28 protein-coding genes and 1 pseudogene are annotated in these 22930 nt (G+C 74.6%); 19 read left to right on the forward strand and 10 right to left on the reverse strand.

Annotated features, from left to right (window positions below):
* Positions 1 to 55 precede the first annotated feature (55 nt).
* The 7 genes from ACRYM2_RS12480 to ACRYM2_RS12510 all read left to right on the forward strand — a co-directional run bounded on the left by ACRYM2_RS12480 (position 56) and on the right by ACRYM2_RS12510 (position 6306).
* Positions 56 to 1378, forward strand: a complete 1323-nt coding sequence (locus ACRYM2_RS12480; RefSeq protein ID WP_432522708.1) for an enolase C-terminal domain-like protein — start codon at positions 56 to 58, stop codon at positions 1376 to 1378.
* Positions 1365 to 2333, forward strand: coding sequence for an amidohydrolase family protein (locus tag ACRYM2_RS12485; protein ID WP_432522709.1), 969 nt, complete (start codon positions 1365 to 1367; stop codon positions 2331 to 2333). The genes ACRYM2_RS12480 and ACRYM2_RS12485 overlap by 14 nt, the downstream gene beginning before the upstream one ends.
* The gene (locus ACRYM2_RS12490; RefSeq protein ID WP_432522710.1) at positions 2330 to 2791 is read left to right on the forward strand and encodes an RbsD/FucU domain-containing protein; all 462 of its coding nucleotides are present in this window, start codon (positions 2330 to 2332) and stop codon (positions 2789 to 2791) included. The genes ACRYM2_RS12485 and ACRYM2_RS12490 overlap by 4 nt, the downstream gene beginning before the upstream one ends.
* Positions 2792 to 2795: 4 nt before the next feature.
* On the forward strand, positions 2796 to 3623 hold the full coding sequence (locus ACRYM2_RS12495) for an SDR family NAD(P)-dependent oxidoreductase (RefSeq protein WP_432522711.1): 828 nt from the start codon (positions 2796 to 2798) through the stop codon (positions 3621 to 3623).
* Positions 3620 to 4639 (forward strand): aldo/keto reductase, encoded by a 1020-nt coding sequence (locus tag ACRYM2_RS12500; protein ID WP_432522712.1) that lies wholly within the window; start codon positions 3620 to 3622, stop codon positions 4637 to 4639. The genes ACRYM2_RS12495 and ACRYM2_RS12500 overlap by 4 nt, the downstream gene beginning before the upstream one ends.
* Before the next feature lie 339 nt (positions 4640 to 4978).
* Positions 4979 to 6064, forward strand: coding sequence for a diaminopimelate decarboxylase family protein (locus tag ACRYM2_RS12505; RefSeq protein WP_432522713.1), 1086 nt, complete (start codon positions 4979 to 4981; stop codon positions 6062 to 6064).
* Positions 6061 to 6306 carry a hypothetical protein gene (locus ACRYM2_RS12510; RefSeq protein ID WP_432522714.1) on the forward strand — a complete coding sequence of 82 codons (246 nt, stop codon included), beginning with the start codon at positions 6061 to 6063 and terminating at the stop codon, positions 6304 to 6306. Before ACRYM2_RS12505 ends, ACRYM2_RS12510 begins: the two co-directional genes overlap by 4 nt.
* 97 nt (positions 6307 to 6403) lie before the next feature.
* On the opposite strand, the gene ACRYM2_RS12515 is transcribed toward ACRYM2_RS12510, so the two are convergent.
* From ACRYM2_RS12515 to ACRYM2_RS12535, 5 genes are all read right to left on the reverse strand, one after another.
* On the reverse strand, positions 6404 to 6892 hold the full coding sequence (locus tag ACRYM2_RS12515) for a GNAT family N-acetyltransferase (RefSeq protein WP_432522715.1): 489 nt from the start codon (positions 6890 to 6892) through the stop codon (positions 6404 to 6406).
* A 116-nt stretch (positions 6893 to 7008) separates the two neighbouring features.
* Positions 7009 to 7320: a hypothetical protein gene (locus tag ACRYM2_RS12520; protein ID WP_432522716.1), complete on the reverse strand. Its 312-nt coding sequence runs from the start codon at positions 7318 to 7320 to the stop codon at positions 7009 to 7011.
* A gap of 166 nt (positions 7321 to 7486) precedes the next feature.
* A complete protein-coding gene (locus tag ACRYM2_RS12525) occupies positions 7487 to 8338 on the reverse strand; it encodes a hypothetical protein (RefSeq protein WP_432522717.1) in 852 nt (283 codons plus the stop codon).
* The gene (locus tag ACRYM2_RS12530) at positions 8335 to 8958 is read right to left on the reverse strand and encodes an RNA polymerase sigma factor (RefSeq protein WP_432522718.1); all 624 of its coding nucleotides are present in this window, start codon (positions 8956 to 8958) and stop codon (positions 8335 to 8337) included. Before ACRYM2_RS12530 ends, ACRYM2_RS12525 begins: the two co-directional genes overlap by 4 nt.
* A gap of 140 nt (positions 8959 to 9098) precedes the next feature.
* Positions 9099 to 9836, reverse strand: a complete 738-nt coding sequence (locus ACRYM2_RS12535) for a hypothetical protein (RefSeq protein ID WP_432522719.1) — start codon at positions 9834 to 9836, stop codon at positions 9099 to 9101.
* Positions 9837 to 9996: 160 nt separating this feature from the next.
* Here ACRYM2_RS12535 and ACRYM2_RS12540 point away from each other — a divergent pair, with 160 nt between their 5' ends.
* The 3 genes from ACRYM2_RS12540 to ACRYM2_RS12550 all read left to right on the forward strand — a co-directional run bounded on the left by ACRYM2_RS12540 (position 9997) and on the right by ACRYM2_RS12550 (position 11495).
* Complete coding sequence (locus tag ACRYM2_RS12540; protein WP_432522720.1) at positions 9997 to 10467, forward strand: hypothetical protein; 471 nt, start codon at positions 9997 to 9999, stop codon at positions 10465 to 10467.
* Positions 10468 to 10647: 180 nt separating this feature from the next.
* Positions 10648 to 10809 carry a hypothetical protein gene (locus ACRYM2_RS12545; RefSeq protein WP_432522721.1) on the forward strand — a complete coding sequence of 54 codons (162 nt, stop codon included), beginning with the start codon at positions 10648 to 10650 and terminating at the stop codon, positions 10807 to 10809.
* 128 nt (positions 10810 to 10937) lie between these two features.
* Positions 10938 to 11495, forward strand: a complete 558-nt coding sequence (locus ACRYM2_RS12550; protein WP_432522722.1) for a hypothetical protein — start codon at positions 10938 to 10940, stop codon at positions 11493 to 11495.
* A gap of 300 nt (positions 11496 to 11795) precedes the next feature.
* On the opposite strand, the gene ACRYM2_RS12555 is transcribed toward ACRYM2_RS12550, so the two are convergent.
* Positions 11796 to 12188, reverse strand: coding sequence for a type II toxin-antitoxin system VapC family toxin (locus ACRYM2_RS12555; RefSeq protein WP_432522723.1), 393 nt, complete (start codon positions 12186 to 12188; stop codon positions 11796 to 11798).
* Positions 12175 to 12405 carry a FitA-like ribbon-helix-helix domain-containing protein gene (locus ACRYM2_RS12560; RefSeq protein WP_432522724.1) on the reverse strand — a complete coding sequence of 77 codons (231 nt, stop codon included), beginning with the start codon at positions 12403 to 12405 and terminating at the stop codon, positions 12175 to 12177. Before ACRYM2_RS12560 ends, ACRYM2_RS12555 begins: the two co-directional genes overlap by 14 nt.
* Before the next feature lie 167 nt (positions 12406 to 12572).
* Here ACRYM2_RS12560 and ACRYM2_RS12565 point away from each other — a divergent pair, with 167 nt between their 5' ends.
* Both ACRYM2_RS12565 and ACRYM2_RS12570 read left to right on the forward strand, forming a co-directional pair.
* Positions 12573 to 12929 (forward strand): hypothetical protein, encoded by a 357-nt coding sequence (locus tag ACRYM2_RS12565; protein WP_432522725.1) that lies wholly within the window; start codon positions 12573 to 12575, stop codon positions 12927 to 12929.
* A gap of 126 nt (positions 12930 to 13055) precedes the next feature.
* Positions 13056 to 13352, forward strand: a complete 297-nt coding sequence (locus ACRYM2_RS12570; RefSeq protein ID WP_432522726.1) for an antibiotic biosynthesis monooxygenase family protein — start codon at positions 13056 to 13058, stop codon at positions 13350 to 13352.
* A 387-nt stretch (positions 13353 to 13739) separates the two neighbouring features.
* Here ACRYM2_RS12570 and ACRYM2_RS12575 read toward each other — a convergent pair.
* Both ACRYM2_RS12575 and ACRYM2_RS12580 read right to left on the reverse strand, forming a co-directional pair.
* Positions 13740 to 14811 (reverse strand): annotated as a pseudogene (locus ACRYM2_RS12575) (aldo/keto reductase).
* A 44-nt stretch (positions 14812 to 14855) separates the two neighbouring features.
* On the reverse strand, positions 14856 to 15485 hold the full coding sequence (locus tag ACRYM2_RS12580; protein ID WP_432522727.1) for an SDR family oxidoreductase: 630 nt from the start codon (positions 15483 to 15485) through the stop codon (positions 14856 to 14858).
* On the opposite strand from ACRYM2_RS12580, the gene ACRYM2_RS12585 reads away from it, so the two are divergent.
* From ACRYM2_RS12585 to add, 4 genes are all read left to right on the forward strand, one after another.
* The gene (locus tag ACRYM2_RS12585) at positions 15420 to 16028 is read left to right on the forward strand and encodes a TetR/AcrR family transcriptional regulator (RefSeq protein WP_432522728.1); all 609 of its coding nucleotides are present in this window, start codon (positions 15420 to 15422) and stop codon (positions 16026 to 16028) included. The two genes, ACRYM2_RS12580 and ACRYM2_RS12585, sit on opposite strands and share 66 nt — an antisense overlap.
* Positions 16029 to 16350: 322 nt before the next feature.
* A complete protein-coding gene (locus tag ACRYM2_RS12590; protein ID WP_432522729.1) occupies positions 16351 to 16977 on the forward strand; it encodes a helix-turn-helix domain-containing protein in 627 nt (208 codons plus the stop codon).
* A 34-nt stretch (positions 16978 to 17011) separates the two neighbouring features.
* Entirely contained in the window at positions 17012 to 18064 is a 1053-nt protein-coding gene (locus ACRYM2_RS12595; protein ID WP_432522730.1) for an isopenicillin N synthase family dioxygenase, read from the forward strand.
* A 5-nt stretch (positions 18065 to 18069) separates the two neighbouring features.
* The gene (gene add / locus ACRYM2_RS12600; protein ID WP_432522731.1) at positions 18070 to 19113 is read left to right on the forward strand and encodes an adenosine deaminase; all 1044 of its coding nucleotides are present in this window, start codon (positions 18070 to 18072) and stop codon (positions 19111 to 19113) included.
* Between the two features lie 12 nt (positions 19114 to 19125).
* On the opposite strand, the gene ACRYM2_RS12605 is transcribed toward add, so the two are convergent.
* Positions 19126 to 19797: a haloacid dehalogenase type II gene (locus tag ACRYM2_RS12605; RefSeq protein WP_432522732.1), complete on the reverse strand. Its 672-nt coding sequence runs from the start codon at positions 19795 to 19797 to the stop codon at positions 19126 to 19128.
* 239 nt (positions 19798 to 20036) lie between these two features.
* Between ACRYM2_RS12605 and ACRYM2_RS12610 the strand changes: the two genes are divergently transcribed.
* The 3 genes from ACRYM2_RS12610 to ACRYM2_RS12620 all read left to right on the forward strand — a co-directional run.
* Positions 20037 to 21056, forward strand: coding sequence for a hypothetical protein (locus tag ACRYM2_RS12610; protein WP_432522733.1), 1020 nt, complete (start codon positions 20037 to 20039; stop codon positions 21054 to 21056).
* A 143-nt stretch (positions 21057 to 21199) separates the two neighbouring features.
* The gene (locus tag ACRYM2_RS12615) at positions 21200 to 22510 is read left to right on the forward strand and encodes an FUSC family protein (RefSeq protein ID WP_432522734.1); all 1311 of its coding nucleotides are present in this window, start codon (positions 21200 to 21202) and stop codon (positions 22508 to 22510) included.
* Between the two features lie 73 nt (positions 22511 to 22583).
* Positions 22584 to 22930: TetR/AcrR family transcriptional regulator (locus ACRYM2_RS12620; protein ID WP_432522735.1), on the forward strand; the 347-nt coding region annotated here is incomplete at its 3' end.

Here is a 22930-nt window from a genome sequence, read left to right on the forward strand (position 1 = left end):
CGGCGCCCCCGGCCGCGACGGCGCACGCGCCCGTCCGACCCCACCTGGAGGACCCGTGCCGCACACCCCCACCCGCTTCACCGCGCTCGAGGTCCACGACGTGCGCTTCCCCACCTCCGAGCACCTGGACGGCTCGGACGCCATGAACCCCGAGCCCGACTACTCCGCCGCCTACGCCGTCCTGCGCACCGACGACCCCGACGGGCACGAGGGCCATGCGCTGGCCTTCACCACCGGGCGCGGCAACGACGTGCAGGCCGCCGCGATCCGCGCGCTGGAACCCTGGGTGGTGGGCCGCCGCGTCGAGGAGGTGCTCGGCGACCTCGGCGCCTTCTCCAAGGAGATGGTCCACGAACCGCAGCTGCGCTGGCTCGGCCCGGAGAAGGGCGTCGTGCAGATGGCCGTCGGCGCGGTCCTCAACGCCGCCTGGGACCTGCGCGCCAAGCGCGCCGGGCAGCCGTTGTGGCGGCACCTGGCGCACCTGGACCCCGAGGAGGTCGTCGACCTCGTCGACTTCCGCTGGCTGACCGATGCGATGACCCGCGCCGAGGCGCTGGCCCTGCTGCGCCGGGCGCAGCCGGGGCGCGCCGAGCGCGAGGCGCAGCTGCTCGAGCTGGGCTACCCCGCGTACACCACGACGCCGGGCTGGCTCGGCTACTCCGACGACAAGCTCGAGCGCCTGGCCCGCGAGGCCGTCGCCGACGGCTTCACCCAGATCAAGCTGAAGGTCGGCGCCGACCTGACCGACGACGTGCGGCGCATGAAGGTCGCGCGCGCCGCCGTGGGCGAGGACGTGCGCATCGCGGTGGACGCCAACCAGCGCTGGGACGTGGGCCAGGCGGTGGCCTGGATGCACGCCCTGGCGCCCTACGACCCCTACTGGATCGAGGAACCCACCAGTCCCGACGACGTGCTCGGGCACGCGAGCATCCGCCGCGCCGTGCACCCGACCAAGGTGGCCACCGGCGAGCACGTGGCCAACCGCGTCGTCTTCAAGCAGCTGCTGCAGCTCGGCGCCGTCGACGTCGTGCAGATCGACGCCGCCCGCGTCGCGGGCGTCAACGAGAACGTCGCGATCCTGCTGATGGCAGCCCACCACGGCGTCCCGGTGTGCCCGCACGCCGGCGGGGTGGGGTTGTGCGAGATGGTGCAGCACCTGTCGATGTTCGACTTCGTCGCCGTCTCCGGCAGCTGGCAGGACCGCGTGGTCGAGCACGTGGACCACCTGCACGAGCACTTCGTGGCGCCGGTGCGGCTGGAGGGCGGGCGCTACCGGGCTCCGCTGACCCCCGGCGGCGGCGGTCAGATGCACGCGGCCTCGATCGCCGACTTCCGCTTCCCCGACGGCCCGCAGTGGAGGGCCCGTGCCGCCCGCTGAGCCGCCCGCTGAGCCGCCCTCCCCCGCCGCCGGGCGCGCCGCGGGCCCCGTGGACGCCCACCACCACCTGTGGGACCCCGCCGACCCCGGCCAGGACTGGCTGCGGGCCCCGGGCCACGAGGTGCTGCGCCGCCGCTTCGGCCCGCCCGAGCTGCGCGCGGCGGCCGCCGGCGGCGTGGACGGGCAGCGGCTCGGCGCCGCCGTCGTCGTGCAGTCGGTGGCGCGCCTGGACGAGACCCGCCGCCTGCTCGCCACCGCCGCCGACGACGACCTGCTGGCCGGTGTCGTCGGCTGGGTCGACCTGACCGGCGACGTCGTCGCCCAGCTCGACGAGCTGCGCTCCGGGCCGGGCGGGCAGCTGCTGGTGGGGGTGCGGCACCTCGTGCAGGACGAGCCGGACCCGGACTGGTCGCTGCGCGAGGACGTCCGGCGCGGCCTGCGCGCCGTGGCCGCGGAGGGCCTGGTCTTCGACCTGCTCGTGCGCGCTCCCCAGCGCGCCGCGGCGACCGCCGCCGTGCGGCGCGTCCCCGGGTTGCGGGTGGTCCTGGACCACGCCGGCAAACCGGACCTGCGCCGCGGCTCGGCACCGCGGGCCCTGGCCGGCTGGGCGGCGCAGGTCCGCGAGCTGGCCGCCGTCGAGGGTTCGGTGTGCAAGCTCTCCGGCCTGGTGAGCGAGGTCGGCCCCGCCGGCTGGAGCGCGGCGGACCTGCTGCCGGTGTGGGAGGTGCTGCTGGAGACCTTCGGCCCGCACCGCCTCGCCTTCGGCTCCGACTGGCCGGTGTGCCTGCTCACCACCGACTGGCGCGGCTGGGCGGACGCGGTGACCGGCCTCGCCGGCGCGCTGACGGCCTCCGAGCGCGAGGCGCTGTTCGGGGGGACCGCGCGCGCCGCCTACGCGCTGCCCGCCGGAACCCCGGAAACCCCCGGAACCCCGAGGACCTTGGAGACCGCGTGATCGCCGGACGCCTGATCCACCCGCCGCTGCTGGCCGCGCTCGGCGCCGCCGGCCACGGCGCGACGGTGCTGCTGTGCGACGGGCACTACCCCGCCACGACCGCCGTCGGCCCGAACGCCGAGCGCGTGCACCTGAACCTGGCCCCCGGGCTGCTCGACACCTCCGCCGTGCTCGACGTGCTGCTCGAGGCGCTGCCCGTGGAGGCCGCTGCCGTCATGGTCCCGCCGGAGGGTCCCGAGCCCGCCGCCGTCGCGGGTCACCGCGCGCGCCTGGCGCTGCTGGAGGGGGTCCAGGTCGAGGCCCTGCAGCGGCACGCGTTCTACGACGCGGCCCGGGGGCCGGACCTGGCCGTCGTCGTCGTCACCGGCGACGTGCGCCAGTACGCCAACCTCCTGCTCACCGTGGGCGTGCACGGTGTGGCGGCGGCCGACTCCGCGGCGGGGACGGCCGTCCGGTGAGCGGGTGGAGGAGGTGACGGGGACGGGCCTCGAGCAGGAGTTCAGCGGCGTGCGCGCCCTCGTCACCGGCGGCGCCAGCGGCATCGGCCGGGCCACCGCCCGCGCCCTGCGCGAGCGCGGGGCCGCCGTGGCCTCGCTGGACCTGCGGCCGCTGGAGCAGGCCGAGGCGGGCATCGCCGAGGTGGCGTGCGACGTGGGCGACGACGGCTCCGTGCGGGACGCGGTCGCCCGCGCCGTGGACCTGCTCGGCGGTCTCGACGTCGTGGTCTCCAACGCCGGGGTCGGCTCCGTCGGCACCGTGGAGGACGTCGACGACGAGGAGTGGCACCGGGTGCTCGACGTGAACGTCGTCGGCACCGCCCGCCTCGTGCGGGCCGCCCTGCCGCACCTGCGCGCGTCCGCGGCCGCCGCCGCGACGGCCGGTTCGGCGAGCCGGGCCGCGGTCGTGTGCACCGGCTCCATCGGCGGCTGGACCGGCCTGGTGCAGCGCGCCGCCTACAACGCCAGCAAGGGCGCGCTGCACGCGCTGGTGCTGGCGATGGCCGCCGACCTGGTCCGCGAGGGGGTGCGCGTCAACGCCGTCGCCCCGGGGACCGCCGACACCCCGTGGGTGCGCCGGCTGCTGGCCGCCGCGGACGACCCGGACGCGGCGCTGCAGGCGCTGCGGGCGCGCCAGCCCACCGGCCGCCTGGTCACCGCGGAGCAGGTCGCCCACGCCGTCTGCCACCTCGCCAGTCCGCTGGCCGGCGCCACCACCGGCAGCGTGCTGCAGGTGGACGGCGGCTCGCACAGCCTCGTGCTGCCACCGCTCGTCACCGGGGATCCCCGGTGACCGGGACCACGGGCCCTGCACCCGCCAGCACCGCACCCGGCCCGCTGCCGACCCGGCGGGTGCGCTCCACCGGTGTGCACCTGAGCACCCTGGGCTTCGGGGCCGCCGCCATCGGCAACCTCTACCGCGCCGTCGACGGGGCCACGGCCCGCGCCGCCGTCGACGCCGCCTGGGACGCGGGGATCCGCTGCTTCGACACCGCACCGCACTACGGCCTGGGCCTGTCGGAGCGGCGCCTGGGCGCGGCGCTGCGCGAGCGCCCGCGCGGGGAGTTCGTGCTCTCCTCCAAGGTGGGGCGCCTGCTGGTGGAGCGCACCCCGCCGGCCGTGCGCGATGACGAGGGTTTCGACGTGCCCGGCGACCTGACCCGCGAGCGCGACTACAGCCGTGACGGCGTGCTGCGCTCGATCGAGGCGACGCTGCGGCGCACCGGGATGGACGGCCTCGACGTCGTCCACGTCCACGACCCCGACGAGCACTGGGAGCAGGCCGCCGGGGAGGCGGTGCCCGCGCTCGTCGAGCTGCGCGAGGCGGGGGTGGTCGGCGCCGTCGGCGTCGGCATGAACCAGTCGGCGATGCTCGCGCGGTTCCTGCGCGAGACCGACGTCGACGTCGTCATGCTGGCCGGCCGCTACACGCTGCTGGAGCAGGGGGCGCTGGACGACGTGCTGCCGGCGGCGCTCGAGCTGGGCCGGTCGGTGGTGGCCGTGGGCGTGTTCAACTCCGGCCTGCTCGCTCGCGAGCAGGTGCCCGACGACGCCACCTGGAACTACGAGCAGGCACCGGCGCACCTGATCGCCCGCGCCCGTGAACTGGCCGCGGTGTGCGCCGAGCACGGCACGACCCTGCCCGCGGCCGCCATCGCCTTCCCGCTGCGCCACCCCGCCGTCGTCGACGTCACGCTGGGGATGCGCACCCCGGAGGAGGTGACCCGCAACGCCGCCCTGCACGCCGCACCCGTCCCCGAGGAGCTCTGGGACGACCTGGCCGCCCGGGGTCTGGTCCGCACCGCGTGATCAACGCCGCAACCACCGCCCCTGAACTCCCACCGGCCCGCCTGCTCGTCCCGGTGCGCCGGAGCACGTGCGCCGTGAGCCTGCGGACCTTCGTCGACGCGACGGGTGTGCGCACCGGCGTCGCCTTCTCCAGCCAGGAGCTGCTGCACGAGGTCCTCGGGGGTTCCCAGGAGTGCATCGAGATCGGGGGAACGCCCTGCGGGCCCTGCTGCACGCGGCCGGAACCCGGGACCTGCGCATCGACCCGTGCCTGGGCGCGGCCCCGCCGGCGGACCGCTCGGCCCGGCCCGCGGTGCTCCCCACCTCGATGCCGCGCCCGCACCTGGAAGGGTCCGCCGCGTGAACCTGCTGGTCCCCGCTGCCGCGGCCGCCGCTCCCCGGCGAGCCGGCGCTCCGTGGCCGCGCTCGGCCCGGGTCGTGGCCGGTGACGTGCGGGTGGCCGGGGTGGCGCTGGCGGAGGTCGCCGCCCGCTTCGGAACCCCCGTCCACGTGCTGGACGAGGAGGAGGTGCGCACCCGGGCGCGCACCTACCGCGACCTCTTCGGCGCCGACGGCGTCTTCTACGCCGCCAAGGTGTTCAGCTGCCGTGCCCTGGCCGGCTGGCTGGCCGAGGAGGGGGTGGGCATGGACGTCTGCTCGGCCGGGGAACTGCGCACGGCGCTCGACGCCGGGCTGCCCGCCCGGCGGGTGCTGCTGCACGGCCTCGCCAAGAGCGCGCCCGACCTGCAGGCGGCGATCACCGCGGGTGTCGCGCGGATCGTGCTGGACTCCCCCGACGACGCCGACCTGGTCGCCGGGGCGCTGCCCGCGGGATCGCGGCAGCCGGTGCTGCTGCGCCTGGTGCCGGGCATCAGCGCCGGAGCGCACCCGAAGGTCCGCACCGCGACCCTGGACCAGCAGTTCGGCACGCCCGTCGACCGCGTCGACGAGTTCGTCGAACGGGTCCTGGCGCACCGCTCGCTGGAGCTCGTCGGTGTGCACTGCCACCTGGGTTCGCAGATCACCGACGTCGAGCCGTACCTGGACGCGGTGCAGGTCATGGCCGGGGTCCTCGCGCACGTGCGCAACCGGTACGGGCTCGTGCTGGGCGAGCTGGACCTTGGCGGCGGTCACGGCATCGCCCACCGCCCCCGGGAACCCGAGCTCGACGTCGCCGACCTCGCGCACCGCACCCGCCGGGAACTGCGCGACGGCTGCGACGCGGCCGGTCCGCCGCTCCCCCGCCCCGGCGTCGAACCCGGGCGGGCGCTGGTGGGACCGGCCGGCGTGGTCGTCCGCCGGATCGCGGCGCTCAAGCGCGCGGCGCACCGGACGTTCGTCGTCGTCGACGGCGGGATGAGCGGCAGCCCCCGCCCGGCGCTGCACGGCGCCGGGTACGCGCCCGCCTCGTCGGCCGCGCGACCGCCCTCGTCCAGCAGACCGTGACGGTCGTCGGCCGGCACTGCGAGAGCGGCGACGTGCTGGCCGCCGACGTCTGCCTGCCCGCCGACACCCGCCTCGGCGACCTGCTGGCGTTCCCCGCCGCTGGGGCGTACCAGGTGTCGATGTCCTCGGACGACAACGCCGTGCCCCGTCCACCCGTCGTCGCCGTCCGCGGCGGCGAGGTGCGACTGCTGGTGCGCCGGGAGACGGTCGAGGACCTCGGGCGTCGTAACGTGGGCCGCTAGAGCCCGGCCTGCGGATCGTCGACAGCCGTGGTCGCGCTCGGACCGCGGGATGAGCGTGAGGTCGTCGAGCGGTCTGCCGGCGCCGAGCGGTGCGCCGCTACAGGTTCTTCTCGAAGTGGTGGGCGGAGATGCGCAACTTGTGACGCATGTACAGCCGGTGCGCTGGCGCCCGGTCAGCGGTGACGCCGGAGTCCAGGTGCAGCCCTTCGCAGCCCAGGCGCCGCGCTTCTGCTTCCAGCCAGGTCAGCAGCTGGTCGGCGTAGCCGTTGCCGCGCGCCTGGGGCAGGGTGGAGACGTCGTCGACGTAGAGGTAGTGCCCCCAGGCCAGGGCGTGCACTTCGCGGAAACCCGCGACGGCCACCGCCTCACCGCTTCCGGCGCTCTCACCACCGCTCTCACCACCGCTCTCACCACTGCCGTCGGCGCTATCGGGGAAGACGCCGATGAGGCGGTAGCCGCTGGGGCGCAACTGGGTGTCGATGACCTCGACCAGGGCGTCGCGGTCGCTCCAGCGCGGGCGCAGGGCCAGCATCGCCGCGGCTGCAAGGTGGGTCGCTTCGGCGGGGATCTCGCGCACATCGCTCACGGCGGGCACCCTACCGATCGGTGATCACCGAGCTGCGGGGGCGCTGCAGACCCCGGGCCGCTACTCGCTCACGACCGCGCCCGGCCAGCGGCATGACCGAGCGGTGCGCGAAGCCGTCACGGCTCGCGCAGATCGACCTCGCCGTCGCCGATGACGATTGCTCGATCCGGGCACACCGGACCTGTCAGCGTGCGGGACTTCCCGGAGGGGAAGGTGATCACCACATCGCCCTCCGTGCATCCGGAGCCCAGGATCTGCACCCCACCCCCGGCGTCGATGGACAGGGTGCCCTCGTCCCAGACGACACTCACGTCCTCGGGGCCATCGTTGTGGAAGGTCAGGTCTCCGCCCTCACCACACCCACCTGCGGTGAGCACCAGAGCTGCGACCGCCACGAGCACCCCGGTGCCCACCCGCATCCGGCGCATGAGCACATCCTGCTGCGCGGCCGGCTCCCCGCGCCGAACCCGGCGAACACTGCACGGTCTGCTCACCGAACCCGCCGTCACCGCCGATGAGTGCACACGGCCTCGACAGCCTGGTGTCCACGGTCCGATGCCCACAACCTGCTGTCGCGCTCCCACGCCGGCCGGCTCACGGCCACGGCACCCCAGCGAAAGCGGGATTGGTGACCAGGGCTTGCAGCTGCGCGGTGCTGATCAGCGGGGAGTCGAAGGAACGCCCCGCGGCCAGCTCGGCCTCACTGCTCGCCTCCAGGCGGGTGTCGGCGCTGACGAGGCGCCCGTCGGGGTAGACGGTGGTGACGCTGGTGTGCCATCCCTGCAGCTGTCCGCCAGGCGCTTGGTCCTCACGGACCAGGCGGGTGTCGAGGGTGCGGGCGGTGAGCAACCGGATGCCGCCAGGTAGTTGCTCGTCGGTGCACTGCGCTTGCGGGGCGCACGAGGTGCGCTCGGAGCCGGGGAGTTCATCGACCAGGCGGCTGATCTGCACGGTGAGAGCGGCATCGGGCGTGCTGCGCGGGTCCTGGTAGGTCATCCACCAGCCCAGCGGCTGCCCGCTGCCGCCGTCACTCATCGCCTCCACCGCCAGGTAGCGGTTCAGGTCGGGGTCAATGCTCAGCAGTGCGTCGCGGAAGACGGCTCGGGCGATGCGCTGCGGGTCGGCGCTGCGCGCGGGGGTGGGGGTGGCCGGGTCACTGGGCGCCGGGCTCGTGGTGCCCGCGGGTGGTGCCGGGGCGGTGGACGTCGACGGGGTGCCCGGGGTCCACAGCGCGCCGGCGAGGACGAGGGCGGCTGCGGCGGCGGGTACGGCCAGCGCGGTGCGGCGCAGGGCGCGGCGGCGGCGCCCGCGCCGGCGCACCCGCTCCAGGTCGACGCGGGCGGGTGGGGGCCGGAGGCCGGTGACGGCCTCGACCACGGCGCGGGCGAGGGGGTCGTCAGCCCGGTCTGGTCCGCTCGTGCCGGTGGTCTCGGAGTGGTGGGTCATGGCTGTCCTCCGGTCCTGGCGCGGTCCTCGCGGTCCTGACGGTCCGTGCTGGAAGGTGTGCGCTCGTCGCGCCGGCCGGTGTGCTCGCCGGTGCTGTAGTCGTCGCGGTAGCCGGCGCCCAGGTGCGCCGCCAGGGCGGTGCGGGCGTGGTGGGCCTGGCTCTTGACGGTGCCCTCGCTGATGCCCAGCGCCTCGGCGACCTCAGCCACGCTGAGGTCTTCGACGTAGCGCAGCAGGACCACCGCGCGCTGGCGCACCGGCAGGGTGGCGATGGCGGCCAGCAGGTCCAGGCTGAGGCTGGTGGCCTCCGCGGGGGGCAGTTGGGGTGCGGGAGGGTCCTCACCCGGGTGCGGGCCGGTGCTCTCCCGACGGCGCCAGGGGCGGCGCTGCTCGGAGATGAGGTGGCGCAGCATGGTGGTGCGCGCGTAGGCGAAGGGGTGCTCGCCCACCTGATCGTTGCGCCGTACCCGCGGCCAGGCGGCGTAGACGCGCTCGAGGGTGTCCTGGACCAGGTCGTCGGCGCGGTGCCAGTCCCGGCTCCAGGCGTAGGCCAGCTGCCGCAGCCGGGGTATGGCTGCGGCGGCGAAGACGTCGAAAGACGCCTCCAGCTCCTGTCTCACCGGGCACCACCTCCGCCCTCTCCTACGCAGCAGCAGTCCGCAAGGTTGTAGTGCATCGGGCAGGAGCTCTCGAGGCGTCGCCATCAGGGTGGGAGCAAACGCGGACGGCGGGATGACCGTGCGTGTAGTGGCTCAGTCGTCTAGAGGTAGTACGGCTGTGGTTGGTGGGGGTCGGTGGGCAGGACGTCGAGGTGGGGGTCCCGCAGCAGCGCGGTGATGGCCGGCCGGCTGGCGGCGATGGTGGCGTAGTGCGGGTCGACGTCGCGGGTGATGCACCAGGCGTGGTCGGCGGGCCAGGTGAAGGCGGGGTCCGGCGCCCAGCCGGAGGGTGTGGTCGGCAGGTCTGGGCCCCAGTCGCCGAGGTCGGTGACGGTGCCGCGGAAGAGGTAGTAGTCGCGTTCGGGCAGACGCACCAGTAGCCCACCGGTCTCGGGTCGTCGTGCGTCCGGGTGGACGCCGGGCTGGACGCCGGGCTGGAAGGCGGCGGGTGGAGCGGGGAGCGGCGGCGCATCTCGGGTGAGACGTACCGGCTTGCTGGAGAGGGCGCCGGATCGGTGCTGGTCGCCGGCCGGTGGGGAGGGGTGCAGGCCCCAGCCGTCCCAGAGGAGGAAGTAGCAGTCCTCAGGGGTGGTGGTGTGGGGGGTGAGGTGGGTCGAGGCGGCGCGCAGCAGGTCGGTTTCGGATCGGCCGTCGTCTCGCTCGGGGGCGTCGTTCTCGCTGTGGCCGAGGTGGGTGGGGTCGGGCAGGAAGAGCAGTCGCGCGTAGGCGGGCAGGCCGCTGGGGCCCAGGGTGGCCAGCTTGTGCCAGGGGGCGGGGTCCTTGGTGATCCAGGTGGCGGCGGTGAGGTCGGTGCACAGGCTCATGCTCACCTTCGCCATCGTCGTCGATGGTGCTGCGGCAGGTGCACGAACCTCGACCAGGCCGAGCGCGGTCTGCGGGATGACCGTGAGGTCCTGATCGAGGTCGGATCATGCGGACACCGGGTGTGCACCTGCGTGATCCGCTGCTGATCGTGCTTGAGGCTGCTGCACTGAGGTGGTGAAGCGGACTCCCCTCCTCGTCATCGCGGCGCTGAATGCTGCGTTGCTCTCGGCATGCGGTGGCTCACCGGGCGACACCCTGACACCGGGGACCGCCACGGTCGATGCCTCCACCTCCCCCGAGGACGTGGTGCGCACCTACCTCGGGGCCCTGCAAGAAGGAGACGAGGCCGCAGCGGCGGCCCTGACGACCCAGCCGTACTCGGGGCGCGATGCGTGGGCGGCGGATCCGCCGACGATCGAGGACGTCGAGGTCTCCGAGGCGATCACGCAGCCGGCCGCGGGCGCGGACGGTGCGGTGGGTGAGAGCCACGCGCAGGAGCACGCGCAGGCGGTCCTGGTCCCGGTGACCTTCGAGCTGCGCGGGGCGGACACCTCCATGCCGGACGGCCCGACCGCCTGGGGCTACACCGTGGTGCGTGATGGCGACACCGAGGCGTGGCGCATCGCCGATGCGGGCAGCGCGTGAGCTGTCGTGCCGCCGGGGCGGGGAAGTGGGCCTCGCCCGCACCTGACTGCACGACGTCGGCGGGATGACCGGATGCTCGCTCTTGCACCTCGGGTGCTGAAACATGGAGGCATGGCTGGGTCGGGGTCGGGTGAGCACGGGCTCGTCGGGGCGCAGGGCAAGCTGCGCTCCGGAGATCGGGTGAAGCTCAAGGTGGTCGATGAGGAGCTTCGCCTCAACGGACTGACCACTGACGTGGTCGGAGTCGTCGACATGGAGCTGGCCGTCGGAGGCTTTCTGGTGGGCTTCCCTGGAGGCGGTCTGCTCGTCTTCGGCGAAGATGATCTTGTACGCGCTGAGTGAGGCCCGAGGGATGTCAGCGGTCGGTTGCCGCGTCGCCGCTGGAGTGCCCCATCACCGGGAGCTGGTCCAGATGGGTGACGTGGGATCGTTCGCGGCCCCCGCCTCCACCGCGCTGGCAGGCTCGGTGGGTGCGTCTCGTGCTCGTCCTGCCGCTCGCGGCCCTCTCCCTGCTCCTCGGCTCGTGCGGGACTGAGGCCGCGACCTCGTCCCCTTCGGCGTCGGCGTCGTCGACCAGCGAGCCCACGACGGCGCCCGGGGAGGGCGAGGGCGGGTGGACGTCGAGCCCGGAGGAGATCGCGCGCCAGGAGTGGCTGCAGGGCGGGCCGATGGCGACGTCGATGCCGACGCGCACGTGCACCTACCACCAGCCCACCGGCGACGAGCTGGCGAGCACGGATCCCGACGACCCCGACGCCATCTCGAGGTTGTACTGGATGAGCTGCTTCGACCCGGACGCCTACCAGACGGTGTCGGCCTGCACCGCGCCGCCGGACCTGCCCGCCGACGGGACCTACATCTGCGTCGAGAAGCCGAACCTGACCCAGCGTGTCGTCGACGACTGGAACCAGTACGCCGAGGCGGAGGACCGGGCCAGCGCGGAGCAGCTCGGGCTGAGCCTCGAGGAGTACCGCGAGCAGTACCCGGACCAGCACGCCGACGGTTCCCCCGTCGTGGCGGTGCCCTGACCGGGTCGGCGGCTCGATTCCAGGCGTTGGGCGGCGCCGGCGGGAGACGGAACCAGCTTCACCGGCGCTTGGCGGACGGGCGGGCAGGTCCGTCGCGTCGCAGGTCCGTGGCGTCGCAGGCCCCTCCGAGAAGTCCACGACCTCGTCCCGGCTTCGTCCGCGGCAAGGCTCCGCCGCGGGGTTGCACCAGGACGGCTTGAGTCACTCGGAGGGGTGATCGCGGACCCTATGCGGCCGTGCGGACATCGACATGTGCGGACGTCGATGGCGTCTTGCTCAGCGGTACCTGTGGCACAGGGGTCAGCGCAGGACCTCCACCCCGCAGGTGATGCCCGGCGCACGGGACAGGCGGGCGTCGGCGGTGACCAGGACGATGCCCAACACCTCGGCCAGCGCGATGTAGGCGGCGTCGTAGCTGGTGACGGTGTGGCGCAGTTCCCAGCAGCGGTGGAGCAGCGGCCGGTGACCGGCGCGGCGCAGGGGCAGGTCGACGAGGTCGTGCAACGCCAGGTCGGCGCGGCGTTCCGGCAGGCGACCTCCGTTCGCGGCACGGCGCAGGACCGAGGCCACCTCGAGGTCGATGACCTCGGGAGCCGTGAGGACCTCTCCGCGCAACCGGTCCCGGGCGCGGTCGCCGTCGGGTCCGTCGTCGGCCAGGGCGGGGGCGAGGACGCTGGCGTCAACGACGATCACGGTCGTCGCGCACCGCCTTCACGGCGTCGCGGAAGGACAGGCTGCCGCCGGCTCGCCCGCCGGCGCGTTCGAGCACCTCGTCGAGGGAGGGGGTGCTGGCGTCCTCGATGAGCTTGGCGAGGAGGTACTCCTGCAGGGACTGGTGGGCCAGGGCGGCGCGGCGGCGCAGGACGGTGTGCGTCTCGTCGGGGACGTCCTTGATCTGCACGCTGGGCATGGCGCCATTCTGGCGCTGCTGGCGCCGATGTGCAATCGCGTGGTCATCGGCAAGACCGCGAGGTCGCCGAGCGCGGACGGCACCACGACCGTGCGCAGCGCGGCCCGCGCCAAGACCGCGGGGGCTTGACCTGACGCTGGAGCAGCCCATCGTGGGAGGCTGGCTCGGTGGCACGCCGCGAGCACCACCTGGCTCCTGAGGGTCCTGTGCTGGTCCGTCGTGGCCGGCTGACGGTCTTCCGGGAGGCTGATGAGCGCTGGAGAGCCGATCTGGTCGATGAGGATCGGGTCAGCACCTTCGTGGGATCGCGCGAGGACGTGCTGGCCTGGGGGATGGTGCAGTTGCCCTCGGAGGCCGTCGTGCTGCGCCCAGAAGGTGGGGAGCGCTCCTTCTTCGACTGGGCGCGGGAGGTGAAGGCGGAGGTGGAGCCGACTCTTCCTGATGGCAGGGACGTGCCTGGTGCGGTGCTCGCCCGGATGTACACGGGCGGCGAGAGGGTCGACGGCTCTCCGGAAGGGCGGTAGGACGGCCCAGCGGTGACTGGTGGGCGCGGAGCAGCACCGTTGCGCACGCGCCGCAGGACGCCATGACCGCGCGGTCGTCGCCTCCGCCGCACACCGACGTCACGACCCTCGAGGAGGATGGACCTCATGATCCTCGAGCAAGCCGTCCTCGACGTCCGACCCGGCCAGACCGACGCCTTCGAGGCGGCCTTCTCCGAGGCCAAGGCGATCATCTCCGCGATGCCCGGCTTCCAGCGGCTCACGCTGTCGCGCTGTCTTGAGCGACCCGACACCTACCTGCTGCTGGTGCAGTGGGACACCCTCGAAGACCACATCGAGGGCTTTCGGGGATCAGCGCCGTACCAGGAGTGGAAGCGACTGCTGCACCACTTCTACGACCCGTTCCCCACCGTGGAGCACTACCGCGAGGTCACCACGGCCTGACGGCTCCGTTCGACGCCGGTCAGCGCGGGATGACCGTGCGTCTGGCGGTCTGTGCGGGGACACGGTGGCATCGGGAATGCTGCTGCCCGACGCCGGCTCGCAGAGGGTGGTCGTTCCGCTGCATGTCCCCGGGCCTCACCTTCAGCCGCTTCGAGCGGCCTCTCGCCGAGAGGCGACTGCCGGATCGACCACTACACGTCCACGGCCGCCGGGCCGAAGAGCCCGGCGGCCGTCGTGCGTCTCGGCTCAGGTCACCGCCGCGCCGAACGCGCCATGACCGTGACGTCCGGTCGCGTAGGAGTGCAGCTGTGCAGTCGACTCTCCGTGCGCCGCCGGTGACTGGCGCCAGGAGCGGTGCTGATTCCGCCCCTGGCGCCCGAGCAGGCCTCAGGCGAGTGCTTGGATCTTCAGGTCGCCGCGGGTCTGGACGCGGACGTGGTCGCTGGCGAGCATGGCGTGGGGGAAGCCGAGGTCGATCGCGCTGACCTCGTCCAGCCGGGCCACCTGGTCGGCCGTGAGGTCGACCTCGAGGGCTCCCAGGTTCTCCTGCAGCTGCGCGAGGGTACGAGCACCGACGACGGGTGTGGTGACGCCGGGGTTCTGCAAGGTCCAGGCGAGCCCCACCTGAGCCGGGGTGCGGTCCAGTTCGGCGGCGACCTCCTTGACCACGTCCACGATGGCCAGGCTGCGCTCGGTCACGCCGCCCAGGGCCACGTTGAAGCTCTTGCGGACGCTCCCACCCTCAGCCGGCGCCGACGACGGTGCTGCGAGGTCCTCGCGGCTGTACTTGCCGGTGAGCACCCCACCGGCCAACGGCGACCACAGGACGGTTCCCAAGCCCCAGCTCCCGGGCCATCGGCAGCAGGTCGCGTTCCCCGGTGCGCTCGATGAGGTTGTACTCCAGCTGCAGTGCCACCAGGGGTGCCCAGCCGCGCAGGTCGGCGATGGTCTGCAGGCGCGCGACCTGCCAGGCCGGGGTGTTGGAGATGGCCGCGTAGAGGACCTTGCCCGCTCGCACGAGGTCGTCCAGACCGCGCAGGACCTCCTCCACGGGGGTGGTGGGGTCCCACACGTGCAGGTGGAGCAGGTCGATGTAGTCGGTGCCCAGCTGCCGCAGGCTGGTCTCGACCGCACCGAACAGGCTCTTGCGGCTCGCGCCGCCGGAGTTGGGGTCGTCGGGGCGGCGCAGGGTGGTGTACTTCGTGGCCAGGACGAGGCTGTCGCGCCGGTCCCTGGCGAACTGACCGAGCATGCGCTCGGAGGTGCCGTCGGTGTAGGTGACGGCGGTGTCGATGAAGTTCCCGCCGCGTTCGACGTAGAGGTCGAACAACCGGCGCGCCTCGTCCTGTTCGGCGCCCCAGCCCCAGTCGTTGCCGAAGGTGGCGGCGCCCAGGGCCAGAGGTGAGACGCGCAGACCGGAACGTCCCAGCTGGCGGTGGGTGTCGAGGGTGAGGGTCACGAGTTCCTCCTGGTGCTTCGGGGAAGGAGGTTCTCGGGGCGGGGTCAGGCGCCGAGTCCGTAGCCGCCGGCGACGGCGACGTCCTGACCGGTGACGTAGCTCGCGGCGTCGGAGGCGAGGAAGGCGGCGACCTCGGCGACCTCGGCGACCTCACGAGGCGAGCCGAACCGCTGGAACGGCACGTTCGCGCGCAGGGCGTCTCGTTCTGCCGAGGCGACGCCGAGCTCGTCGAGCAGCGGGGTGTCGGTGGCGCCGGGGCTGCCGCGGCGGGCCGCGATGCCGACGGTGACGACGATCGAGGCGCCGTCGTTCATCAGCGGCAGGTCCTTCTGGAGGGTGAAGAACTGGCCCTTGAGGTTGACGGCGACGTGGTCGTCGAAGGACTCCTCGCTCACCTCGCCCACGGGTGCGGGGCGGAAGATCCCCGCGTTGAGGAACAGCAGGTCCAGGCGGCCGAGACGTTCGGTGACGGTCTGCACGAGAGCGTCGGTGTCGCTGCTCACGCGCGCGTCGGCCCTCACGACCAGGACGTCAGCGGGCAGTTCGCGCCGCGCGGCGGCGAGGGCGTCGGGGTCTTGGCCGGTGACGGCGACCCGGTGGCCCCGGGTGTGCAGGAGTTCGGCGGTGGCGCGGCCGATGCCGGTGGTGCCACCGGTGATGAGCGCCGTGGGCATGAGGGCCTTCCGCGGGCGGAGGCCACCGCCGCCGAGGCTTTCGCGTCCGGGCGGGCGATCTCCCTGGACGCGATCGCCAAGCGCGCCGGCGTGGGCAGCGGCACGCTGTACCGGCACTTCCCCACCCGCGAGGACCTGGTCGAGGAGGTCTACCGCGACCAGGTACGCCCGCTGCGCGAGGACGCCGAGGCGTTGCTGGCCACCCGCGCACCGGCGGACGCCCTGCACGCCTGGATGCTGCGCTTCGCGCAGTGGGCGGCGCAGCGGCGCGGCATCAGCGAGGCCCTGGTCGCCATGAGCGCCACCGGGCGCTTCGGCACCGGCCCCGTCTGCGACGAGGTCCTGCAGGTCCTGCAGGTCCTGCAGGTCCTGCAGACCATCCTCGACGCCGGCGCCCGCACGGGCGAGCTGCGCGAGGACGTCGACCCGGTCGACGTCGGGGGCCTGCTCGCGGGCGCGCTCTCCGTGGCCGGCGCCCCTGAGCACTCTGCTCAGCTGGACCGCATGCTCACCGTCGTGGTCGACGGGCTGAGGCCGCGCTGACGGCCGTTCCGCTGCGGGTGCGACCGCGGGGAGGGGACGCGGATCGGTGGTGGCAGCGCGGTGCCCCCTGCGATCTTCCGGGGAGGCGGAGGTGCGTGGGCCGCGCGCAGGGGGTGATGTGTTCAGCACCGTCCCGCTGAGGGCTCAGCTCGCGTTCGGTCGTCGTCGTGAGCGGACGTGCCAGGCACCCGTCGTGATCCGCGAGACAGGCCCTTGCCTCCGGCGCCCTCGTCCTCAGGGCGCTGCGGCTGCGGCGGTGCCGACCGCGACCGCCGCGGCCCCGGTCGGCGCCGGGGTCGGCCGCTGCGAGAGGGTGGCGGCCGTGGAGCACGAGCCGAGGCCGCCGGCGGGCGGCGTGCAGCCGGCGCCCGAGGGCGATCCCGGTGCCCTCGTGGGGGCGGCGGTGCGGGCGCGGCGCAGCGCCGCCGGGCTGTCGGTGGCCGAGCTGGCGCGGCGGGCCGGGGTGTCCGGGCCGTTCGTCAGCCAGCTCGAGGGCGGGCGCTCCTCGGTGAGCATCCCGGTCCTGTACCGGCTGGCGGCCGCGCTGGGGTGCACCGCCAACGACCTGCTTCCGCCCAGCGGTGAGCGGCGTCGGCTGACCCGCGCCGGCGGCGGTCCGCGGTTGCGCGCCGGGGCGGACGGGCCCGCGGGACCCGCGCAGCGACCGCGGCTGCTGACCCGCACCGGGGAGGGGGTGCTGCTGGAGGGCTACCACTACGTGCTGCGGCCGGGCGATGCCGAGCAGGAGTGGTTCGCGCAGCCGGGCGAGGTGTTCGTGCACGTGCTGGCGGGGCGGATCACCGTCGAGTTCGCCGACGGCGGGCGCACCGACCTGGGTCCGGGCGACTCCCTGCACCACGAGGGCGCTCTCGCGCACCGCTGGCTGCTGCGCGGTGAGGTCCCCGCGGAGGTCCTGGTCGTGCTCACCGCGGACGTTACACACCCTTAACCCACCGGCCGTAAGCACCACTTACGGTTCCGGCATGGACACCCCCTTCGAGGTCCCCGCCGTCGACATCTCCCCGTACGTGCACGGCGGCAGCCCCGCCGAGCGCGCCGCCGTCGCCGCGGCGATGGACGTCGCCTGCCGCACCGTCGGCTTCGTGCAGGTCACCGGCCACGGCGTCCCCGACGCCACCACCGCGGGCCTGGCGAGCGCGATCGACGACTTCTTCGCCCTGCCGCTGGACGTCAAGCGCCGCTGGGTCGCGCCGAAGGGCGTCAACCGCGGCTACACCCCGCCCAGGAGCGAGTCCCTCAGCCTCAGCCTGGGCGTGGAGGCGGCCAGCCGCATGAACGACTTCTTCGAGGCCTTCAACACCGGCGCCGCCGTCAGCGACTACCCGGGCGCCGAGCTGGACCCCGCCTCCTACCCCGAGGACGTGTGGCCGGACGAGGACCTCGTCCCGGGTTTCCGGGCGCGCGTGCAGGCGTGGGAGGCCGAGGCCGGTCGCGTCGCGCGCACCCTCACGACGGTGTTCGCCGACGCCCTCGGCCTGGAACCCGGCTGGTTCGACCGGGTCACCGGGCACTCCCTGGACGTGCTGCGGATGAACAACTACGCCCTGCCGCCGGGGAGCGTGCGGCTCGACGGCGACCTGACCGGCATGGGCGAGCACACCGACTACGGCATCGTCACCGTCCTGTGGGCCGACCGGGTCGCCGGTCTGCAGGTCCTCGGCCCGGAGGGCACCTGGCACGACGTGCAGCCCGCCGAGGACGCGCTGCTGGTGAACCTGGGCGACGCCATGGCCCGCTGGACCAACGAGCGCTGGACCTCCACGCTGCACCGCGTCAAGCCGCCGATCGTGGACGGCACCATCGAGCGGCGCCGCTCCGCCGCGTTCTTCCACGACGGCGACGTCGACGCCGTCGTGGCCGCCCTGCCCGGGTGCGTGCGGCCCGGCGAGGAACCCCTCTACCCGCCGGTCACCATCGGCGAGCACATCGCCGCCAAGCTCGCCGGTTCGCGCGCCGGGCGCGCCAACACCGCCGCGCAGCGCGAGGCGGCGCGCGTGCTGGCGTCGGCGCGCTGAGCGCCGTGACGAGCGCACCCGTCGCCGCACCCGTCGCCGCACCCGCGTCCGCCGACCTGCTCAGGCGCGCGCCGAAGGTCGAGCTGCACTGCCACCTGGAAGGTTCCGTGCCCGCCGAGGTGGCGGTCCGGCTGGCCCGGCGCCACGGCGTCGCACTGCCGACCACGGACCCCGGAGAGCTGTACCGGTACGAGGACTTCGCGGGTTTCCTGGCCGTCTACACCGCCGTCTCGCGGGCCCTGGTCACCCCCGCCGACCTCGCGGAGGTCACGCACGCCTGCCTCGTGGCCTCGGCAGCGGAGGGACTGCGGTACCGGGAGATGTCGTTCAACCCCACCAACCACCCGACGATGACCTACCGGCAGGTGCTGGACGGCGTCCTGGACGGCGTGCGCTCGGCCCGTGCGGAGACCGGTGTGGACTGCCGGCTCGTCGTCGCCGTCAACCGCCAGCAGCCGCCCTCGGTGGCCCTGGACCTGGTGCGCGCGGCGCTGGAGCACCGCGCCGAGGAGGTGGTGGGCATCGGCCTGGACCACGACGAGCTGGTGGGACCGCCGGCCGCGTTCGCGCAGGCGTTCGCGCTCGCCGCCCGCGGCGGGCTGCAGCGCACCGCCCACGCCGGCGAGCGCGGCGACGCCGCCGAGATCGCCGCCTGCCTGGACGTGCTGGGAGCGCAGCGGATCGACCACGGCTACGCCGTCCTCGCCGATCCGGGGCTGCTCGCGCGCTGCCGCGCCGACGGCGTCCACTTCGCCACCTGCTGGTCGACGCAGCTGTTCCACGGCGGTGACGGGTCCGCGATCGCGGGCATGCTGCGCGCCGGGCTGGCGGTGTCCGTCAACCCCGACGACCCGCCGATGTTCGGCACGAGCACCGGGGAGGAACTGGCCCGTGCGGGCACCGCGCTCGGGTGGACACCCGGTCAGGCGCAGGAGCGCGTCCTGGCCGCGGTGGAGGCCGCCTTCTGCGACGAGACGGACCGCGCCGCGCTGGCGGCCGAGGTCCGCGGGGGTTTCGCCCAGCTGCTCGCACCGCCGGGAGCAGGCTGATCCGGCAGCCGGTCAAGTCAGCTGGGCGGCCAGGTCGACCAGGTCGACGGCGCGCAACTGCGGTGCGGTGGAGCACGCCGGGTACGGGCTGCCGGCCCGGTCGATCCAGGCGGTGCGCAGCCCGGCGCGGGCCGCACCGTCGACGTCCCAGGGGTGCACGGCGACGAGCAGCACCTCGCCCGGCGGGGCACCGCAGGCGCGCACGGCGTGCTCGTAGGCCGCTCGCGCCGGCTTCCACGCACCGGCGTCCTCCACCGACAGCAGCGCCTCGAACTCCTCGCGGATCCCGGCGGCGGTCAGCAGCTGCTCGCTGACGCGCGCGGAACCGTTGGTCAGCGTCAGCAGGCGGTGCCCACCGGCGCGCAGCGCGCGCACGCCCTCGGCGACGTCGGGGTGCAGCGGGAGCCGCCCGAACCCGCTGAGCACGTGCTCGACGGCCTCGTCCAGCGCGCACCGCAGCTCGACGCCGTGCAGCAGCGTGCGCAGCGCGTCGGCCCCCACGTCGGCGAAGGGGCGCGAGGCGCCCGCGGCGGTCAGGGCGAAGCCGTCGCGCAGCAGCGTCGTGAACCACAGCTGCGCCAGGTGCGCCGGCGCACCGATCCCGGTGAAGCGATCGGCCAGCGGGCCGGTGTCGGACAGCGTCTCGTTGACGTCGAAGACGACCACCGGGGGACGGGTGGGCACCGGGACCTCCAGGGCGGTCAACGGTCGGGGCGAGCAGCGGTCAGGGCGGTCGGCGGTGGAGCGGGTGCCGTTCCGCCCGGGCTCACCGGCCACCGGGGGAACCGGTGGTCGTCGGAGCGGGGCGGGTGCTGCGCTCCTGCGTTCGGGCTACCCGCTGGGCGGACGGCGAAACCCCCACCCGCAGCGGGCGGACGACCCGGCCCGCTGCCGGGACCGCGCCGGGTGCCGGGGGGTTCCTCGTGGGACCCTGGGACGTGGTCAGCGACAGCCGCGAGCACGCCGCCTTCGGGCCCTGGGTCGACGAGGTGCGCACCCCGCTGGAGGTGCCGCACCTGTACCGCGACCACCCGCTGGACCTGCGCACGGCCCGGCTGGTGCTGAAGGTGCCCCGCAACATCACCCGGCGCGAGGCCGCCGCCGAGGTGGACCTCTACGACCACCTGGTCGTGGTGCGGACCGGGTCGCTGACGGTGCTGAGCCGGCACCAGGACGCGCGCGGGGAACCCGCGGGCAGACCCCGGGGGTACCTGACGCGGCAGGTGGCGCTCGACGACGTCGTCGCCGTGCACGACGAGGTGGACCTCCTCGACGGCCGGCTGCACGTGCACACCGTGGACGGGGACGTCGTGTCGCTGAGCTACAACGGTTCGGCGCGAGGAGGCGTGCAGCGCCTCGTCGAGGAGCTGCGCACCGGACCCGCGCGTCCCGCCGGCCCCCGGGGTCCCCGCCGCGCGGACCCCGCCCGTCCGAGCGCCCCAGCACCGCGCACCGCACCCGGTGCGGGCGCGGAGGAGTTCACGGTCGCCTCCCTGGACCCCGGCGACGTCGCGGACGTCGCAGTCGTCGCGGACTACCGCCAGGTCGCCCGGCAGCGCCCCGACCTGGTCGCCGTCGCCTGGCACGGACGGCAGGTCCTGCGCCCGCGCCCCACCGGCCCGGCGGGGGCGCTGCGGAACCTCACCCACCTGCTGTCGCCGATGACGCTGCAGGCGGCCCTGCTCGCCCGCGACGGCACGCACCTGGAGGTGTTCGGCCGCCGGGAGTGGCTGGTGCGGGGCCACCGCCCCGTCCACTCCAGCTCCCGGCTGCTCCTGCCGCTGCGCACCCTCGAGCGGGTCCGGGCGCGGCCGAACCCCCGCTACCGCAGGGCCACCGACGTCACGCTGCAGGCGGGGAAGGCGCACCTGCACCTCACCGTCCCCACGGGATCCATCGCGGAGCGGTTGCTGAGGGTCAGCGCCACCTGGCCCTCGGCCTGAGCAGCGGCCTGCTCGCACCCCGGGGCGAGCCCCACGACGAGCGGGTCGCCAGGTCGCACGGGTGCCACCATGGCCCGCACGAGCGTCGCGACGGCCTCCTCCGACGTCCTCGACGCTCGACGGCGATCCGCGAGGAGGAGCACGTGAGCCGACCTCGACGCACGCGGCCGCCCCGGGGCGCAGCAGCGCGCCGGCTCCTGCACGGCCGGCCGGCGCGGTGGGCGCGGTGGGCGCTGCCGACCGCGGACACCCTGAGCACCACCGCCCGCCTGAGCACCGCGGGAGTGCTGGCCTACCTGCTCACCCTGGTCGTCACCCGGGGACCGGTGGACCTCACCGGCGCGCTGACCGCGCTGCTGGTCATGCAGGCCTCCGCCCACGCCAGCCTGCGCATGGGTCTGGTGCGGGTCGGCGCGGTCCTCACCGGGGTCCTGGTGGCCGTGGCCCTGTCCACCTGGAGCGGGCTGACCTGGTGGAGCCTGGGCCTGGCGATCGCCGCCTCGCTGCTGCTGGCCAGCGCGCTGCGCCTGGGGCAGCAGGCCCTGGAGACGCCCATCAGCGCCATGCTCGTCCTGGCCGTCGGCGGTCAGGAGATCGCCGCCGAGACCCGCGTCGTCACCACCTTGATCGGTGCCGGCGTCGGAGTGGCGTTCACCGTGCTGCTGCCTCCGCCGGTCCCCACCCGCCGAGCGCTCGCCGGCATCGGCACCGTCGCCGCCGAGCAGGCCGACTGCCTGCTGGTGGCGAGCTCGGCGATGTCCGCGCGACCGATCACCCGCGAGCAGGTCAGCGACTGGCTGGCCCGGGCGCGCCGGGTCGACGCCACCGCGGAGGAGGCCGCGCGCACGGTCGAGGCCCTCAAGGACGTGCGCCGCCTGAACGCGCGGGCCATCGGCACCGCCGACGCGGAGCCGGCGCTGCGCACCGGGCTGCAGGCCCTGGAGCACACCGCGCTGGCCATCCGCACCCTGTTCGCCGTGATGCGCACCGAGGCGCCGCGCCGGGCCACCCCCGACGACGGCTACGGCGAGGAGGTCCGCCAGGCCTTCGCCGTCGTCCTGGCCGAGGTCGCCGCCTGCCTGCGCGCCTTCGGCGACCTGGTGCAGGCGGAGGTCGAGGGCGGCGAGGGCGAGGTGGAGCGCACGCTGGCCCGCAGCCTGGAGGTGGCCGGCGAGGCGCGGGCGATCCTCACCGAACTGCTCTTCGTGGACCCGCGGGCGGAGACCTCCCTGTGGCTGCTGCGCGGCTCCATCCTCACCGCCGTGCAGCAGGTCCTCACCCCCCTGGACCTGGAGGAGCGGGCCCGCGCCCGGCGGGAGCACCCGGCCGCACGGCCGGCGCTGCAGGCCATCACCCCCCTGGTGCGCAGGATGCTGCCGGCGCGCGGCCGCCGACGGGCCCGCTCGCTGCTCAGGCGCGGCAGGAGGGCCTGGCGAGGGCTGCGCCGGCGCTGACCGCGTTCCGCCGGCTCCGCTCCGCGTCGCCCCCCGTCGCCCCCCGTCGGTAGGTAGACTGGTCTACCCATCGATGGAGGGGGAACTCGTGGCGGACGGGTCCACGGCGGCGAGCAGGCGACCGGCTCGCGAACGACTGCTCCAGGCGGCCGCACGGCGCTTCTACGCCGACGGCATCACCGCCACCGGCATCGACACCATCACCGCCGAGGCCGGGGTGGCGAAGATGAGCCTGTACAACAACTTCGCCTCCAAGGCAGACCTCGTGCAGGCCTACCTGCAGGCGCGCCACGAGGAGTGGCTGCGGCTGCACGCCTCCCGCCGCGGCGCCCCCCCCCCCGCCCGCGGCGGGCCCCCCCCGCCGGTGCTGGCCGTCAAACAACCCAAACAACAACAACCCCCCATCGCCTGGGATGAAGG

The organism is Kineococcus aridisoli, from assembly GCF_050871885.1.
Taxonomy (GTDB): domain Bacteria; phylum Actinomycetota; class Actinomycetes; order Actinomycetales; family Kineococcaceae; genus Kineococcus.

Coding starts and splice junctions, on each gene's coding strand:
- ACRYM2_RS12570 (WP_432522726.1), top strand. CDS start 13,056: ATGATCCTCGAGCAAGCCGTCCTCGACGTCCGACCCGGCCAGACCGAC.
- ACRYM2_RS12525 (WP_432522717.1), bottom strand. CDS start 8,338: ATGACCCACCACTCCGAGACCACCGGCACGAGCGGACCAGACCGGGCT.
- ACRYM2_RS12560 (WP_432522724.1), bottom strand. CDS start 12,405: ATGCCCAGCGTGCAGATCAAGGACGTCCCCGACGAGACGCACACCGTC.
- ACRYM2_RS12580 (WP_432522727.1), bottom strand. CDS start 15,485: ATGCCCACGGCGCTCATCACCGGTGGCACCACCGGCATCGGCCGCGCC.
- ACRYM2_RS12595 (WP_432522730.1), top strand. CDS start 17,012: ATGGACACCCCCTTCGAGGTCCCCGCCGTCGACATCTCCCCGTACGTG.
- ACRYM2_RS12535 (WP_432522719.1), bottom strand. CDS start 9,836: ATGGCGAAGGTGAGCATGAGCCTGTGCACCGACCTCACCGCCGCCACC.
- ACRYM2_RS12520 (WP_432522716.1), bottom strand. CDS start 7,320: ATGCGCCGGATGCGGGTGGGCACCGGGGTGCTCGTGGCGGTCGCAGCT.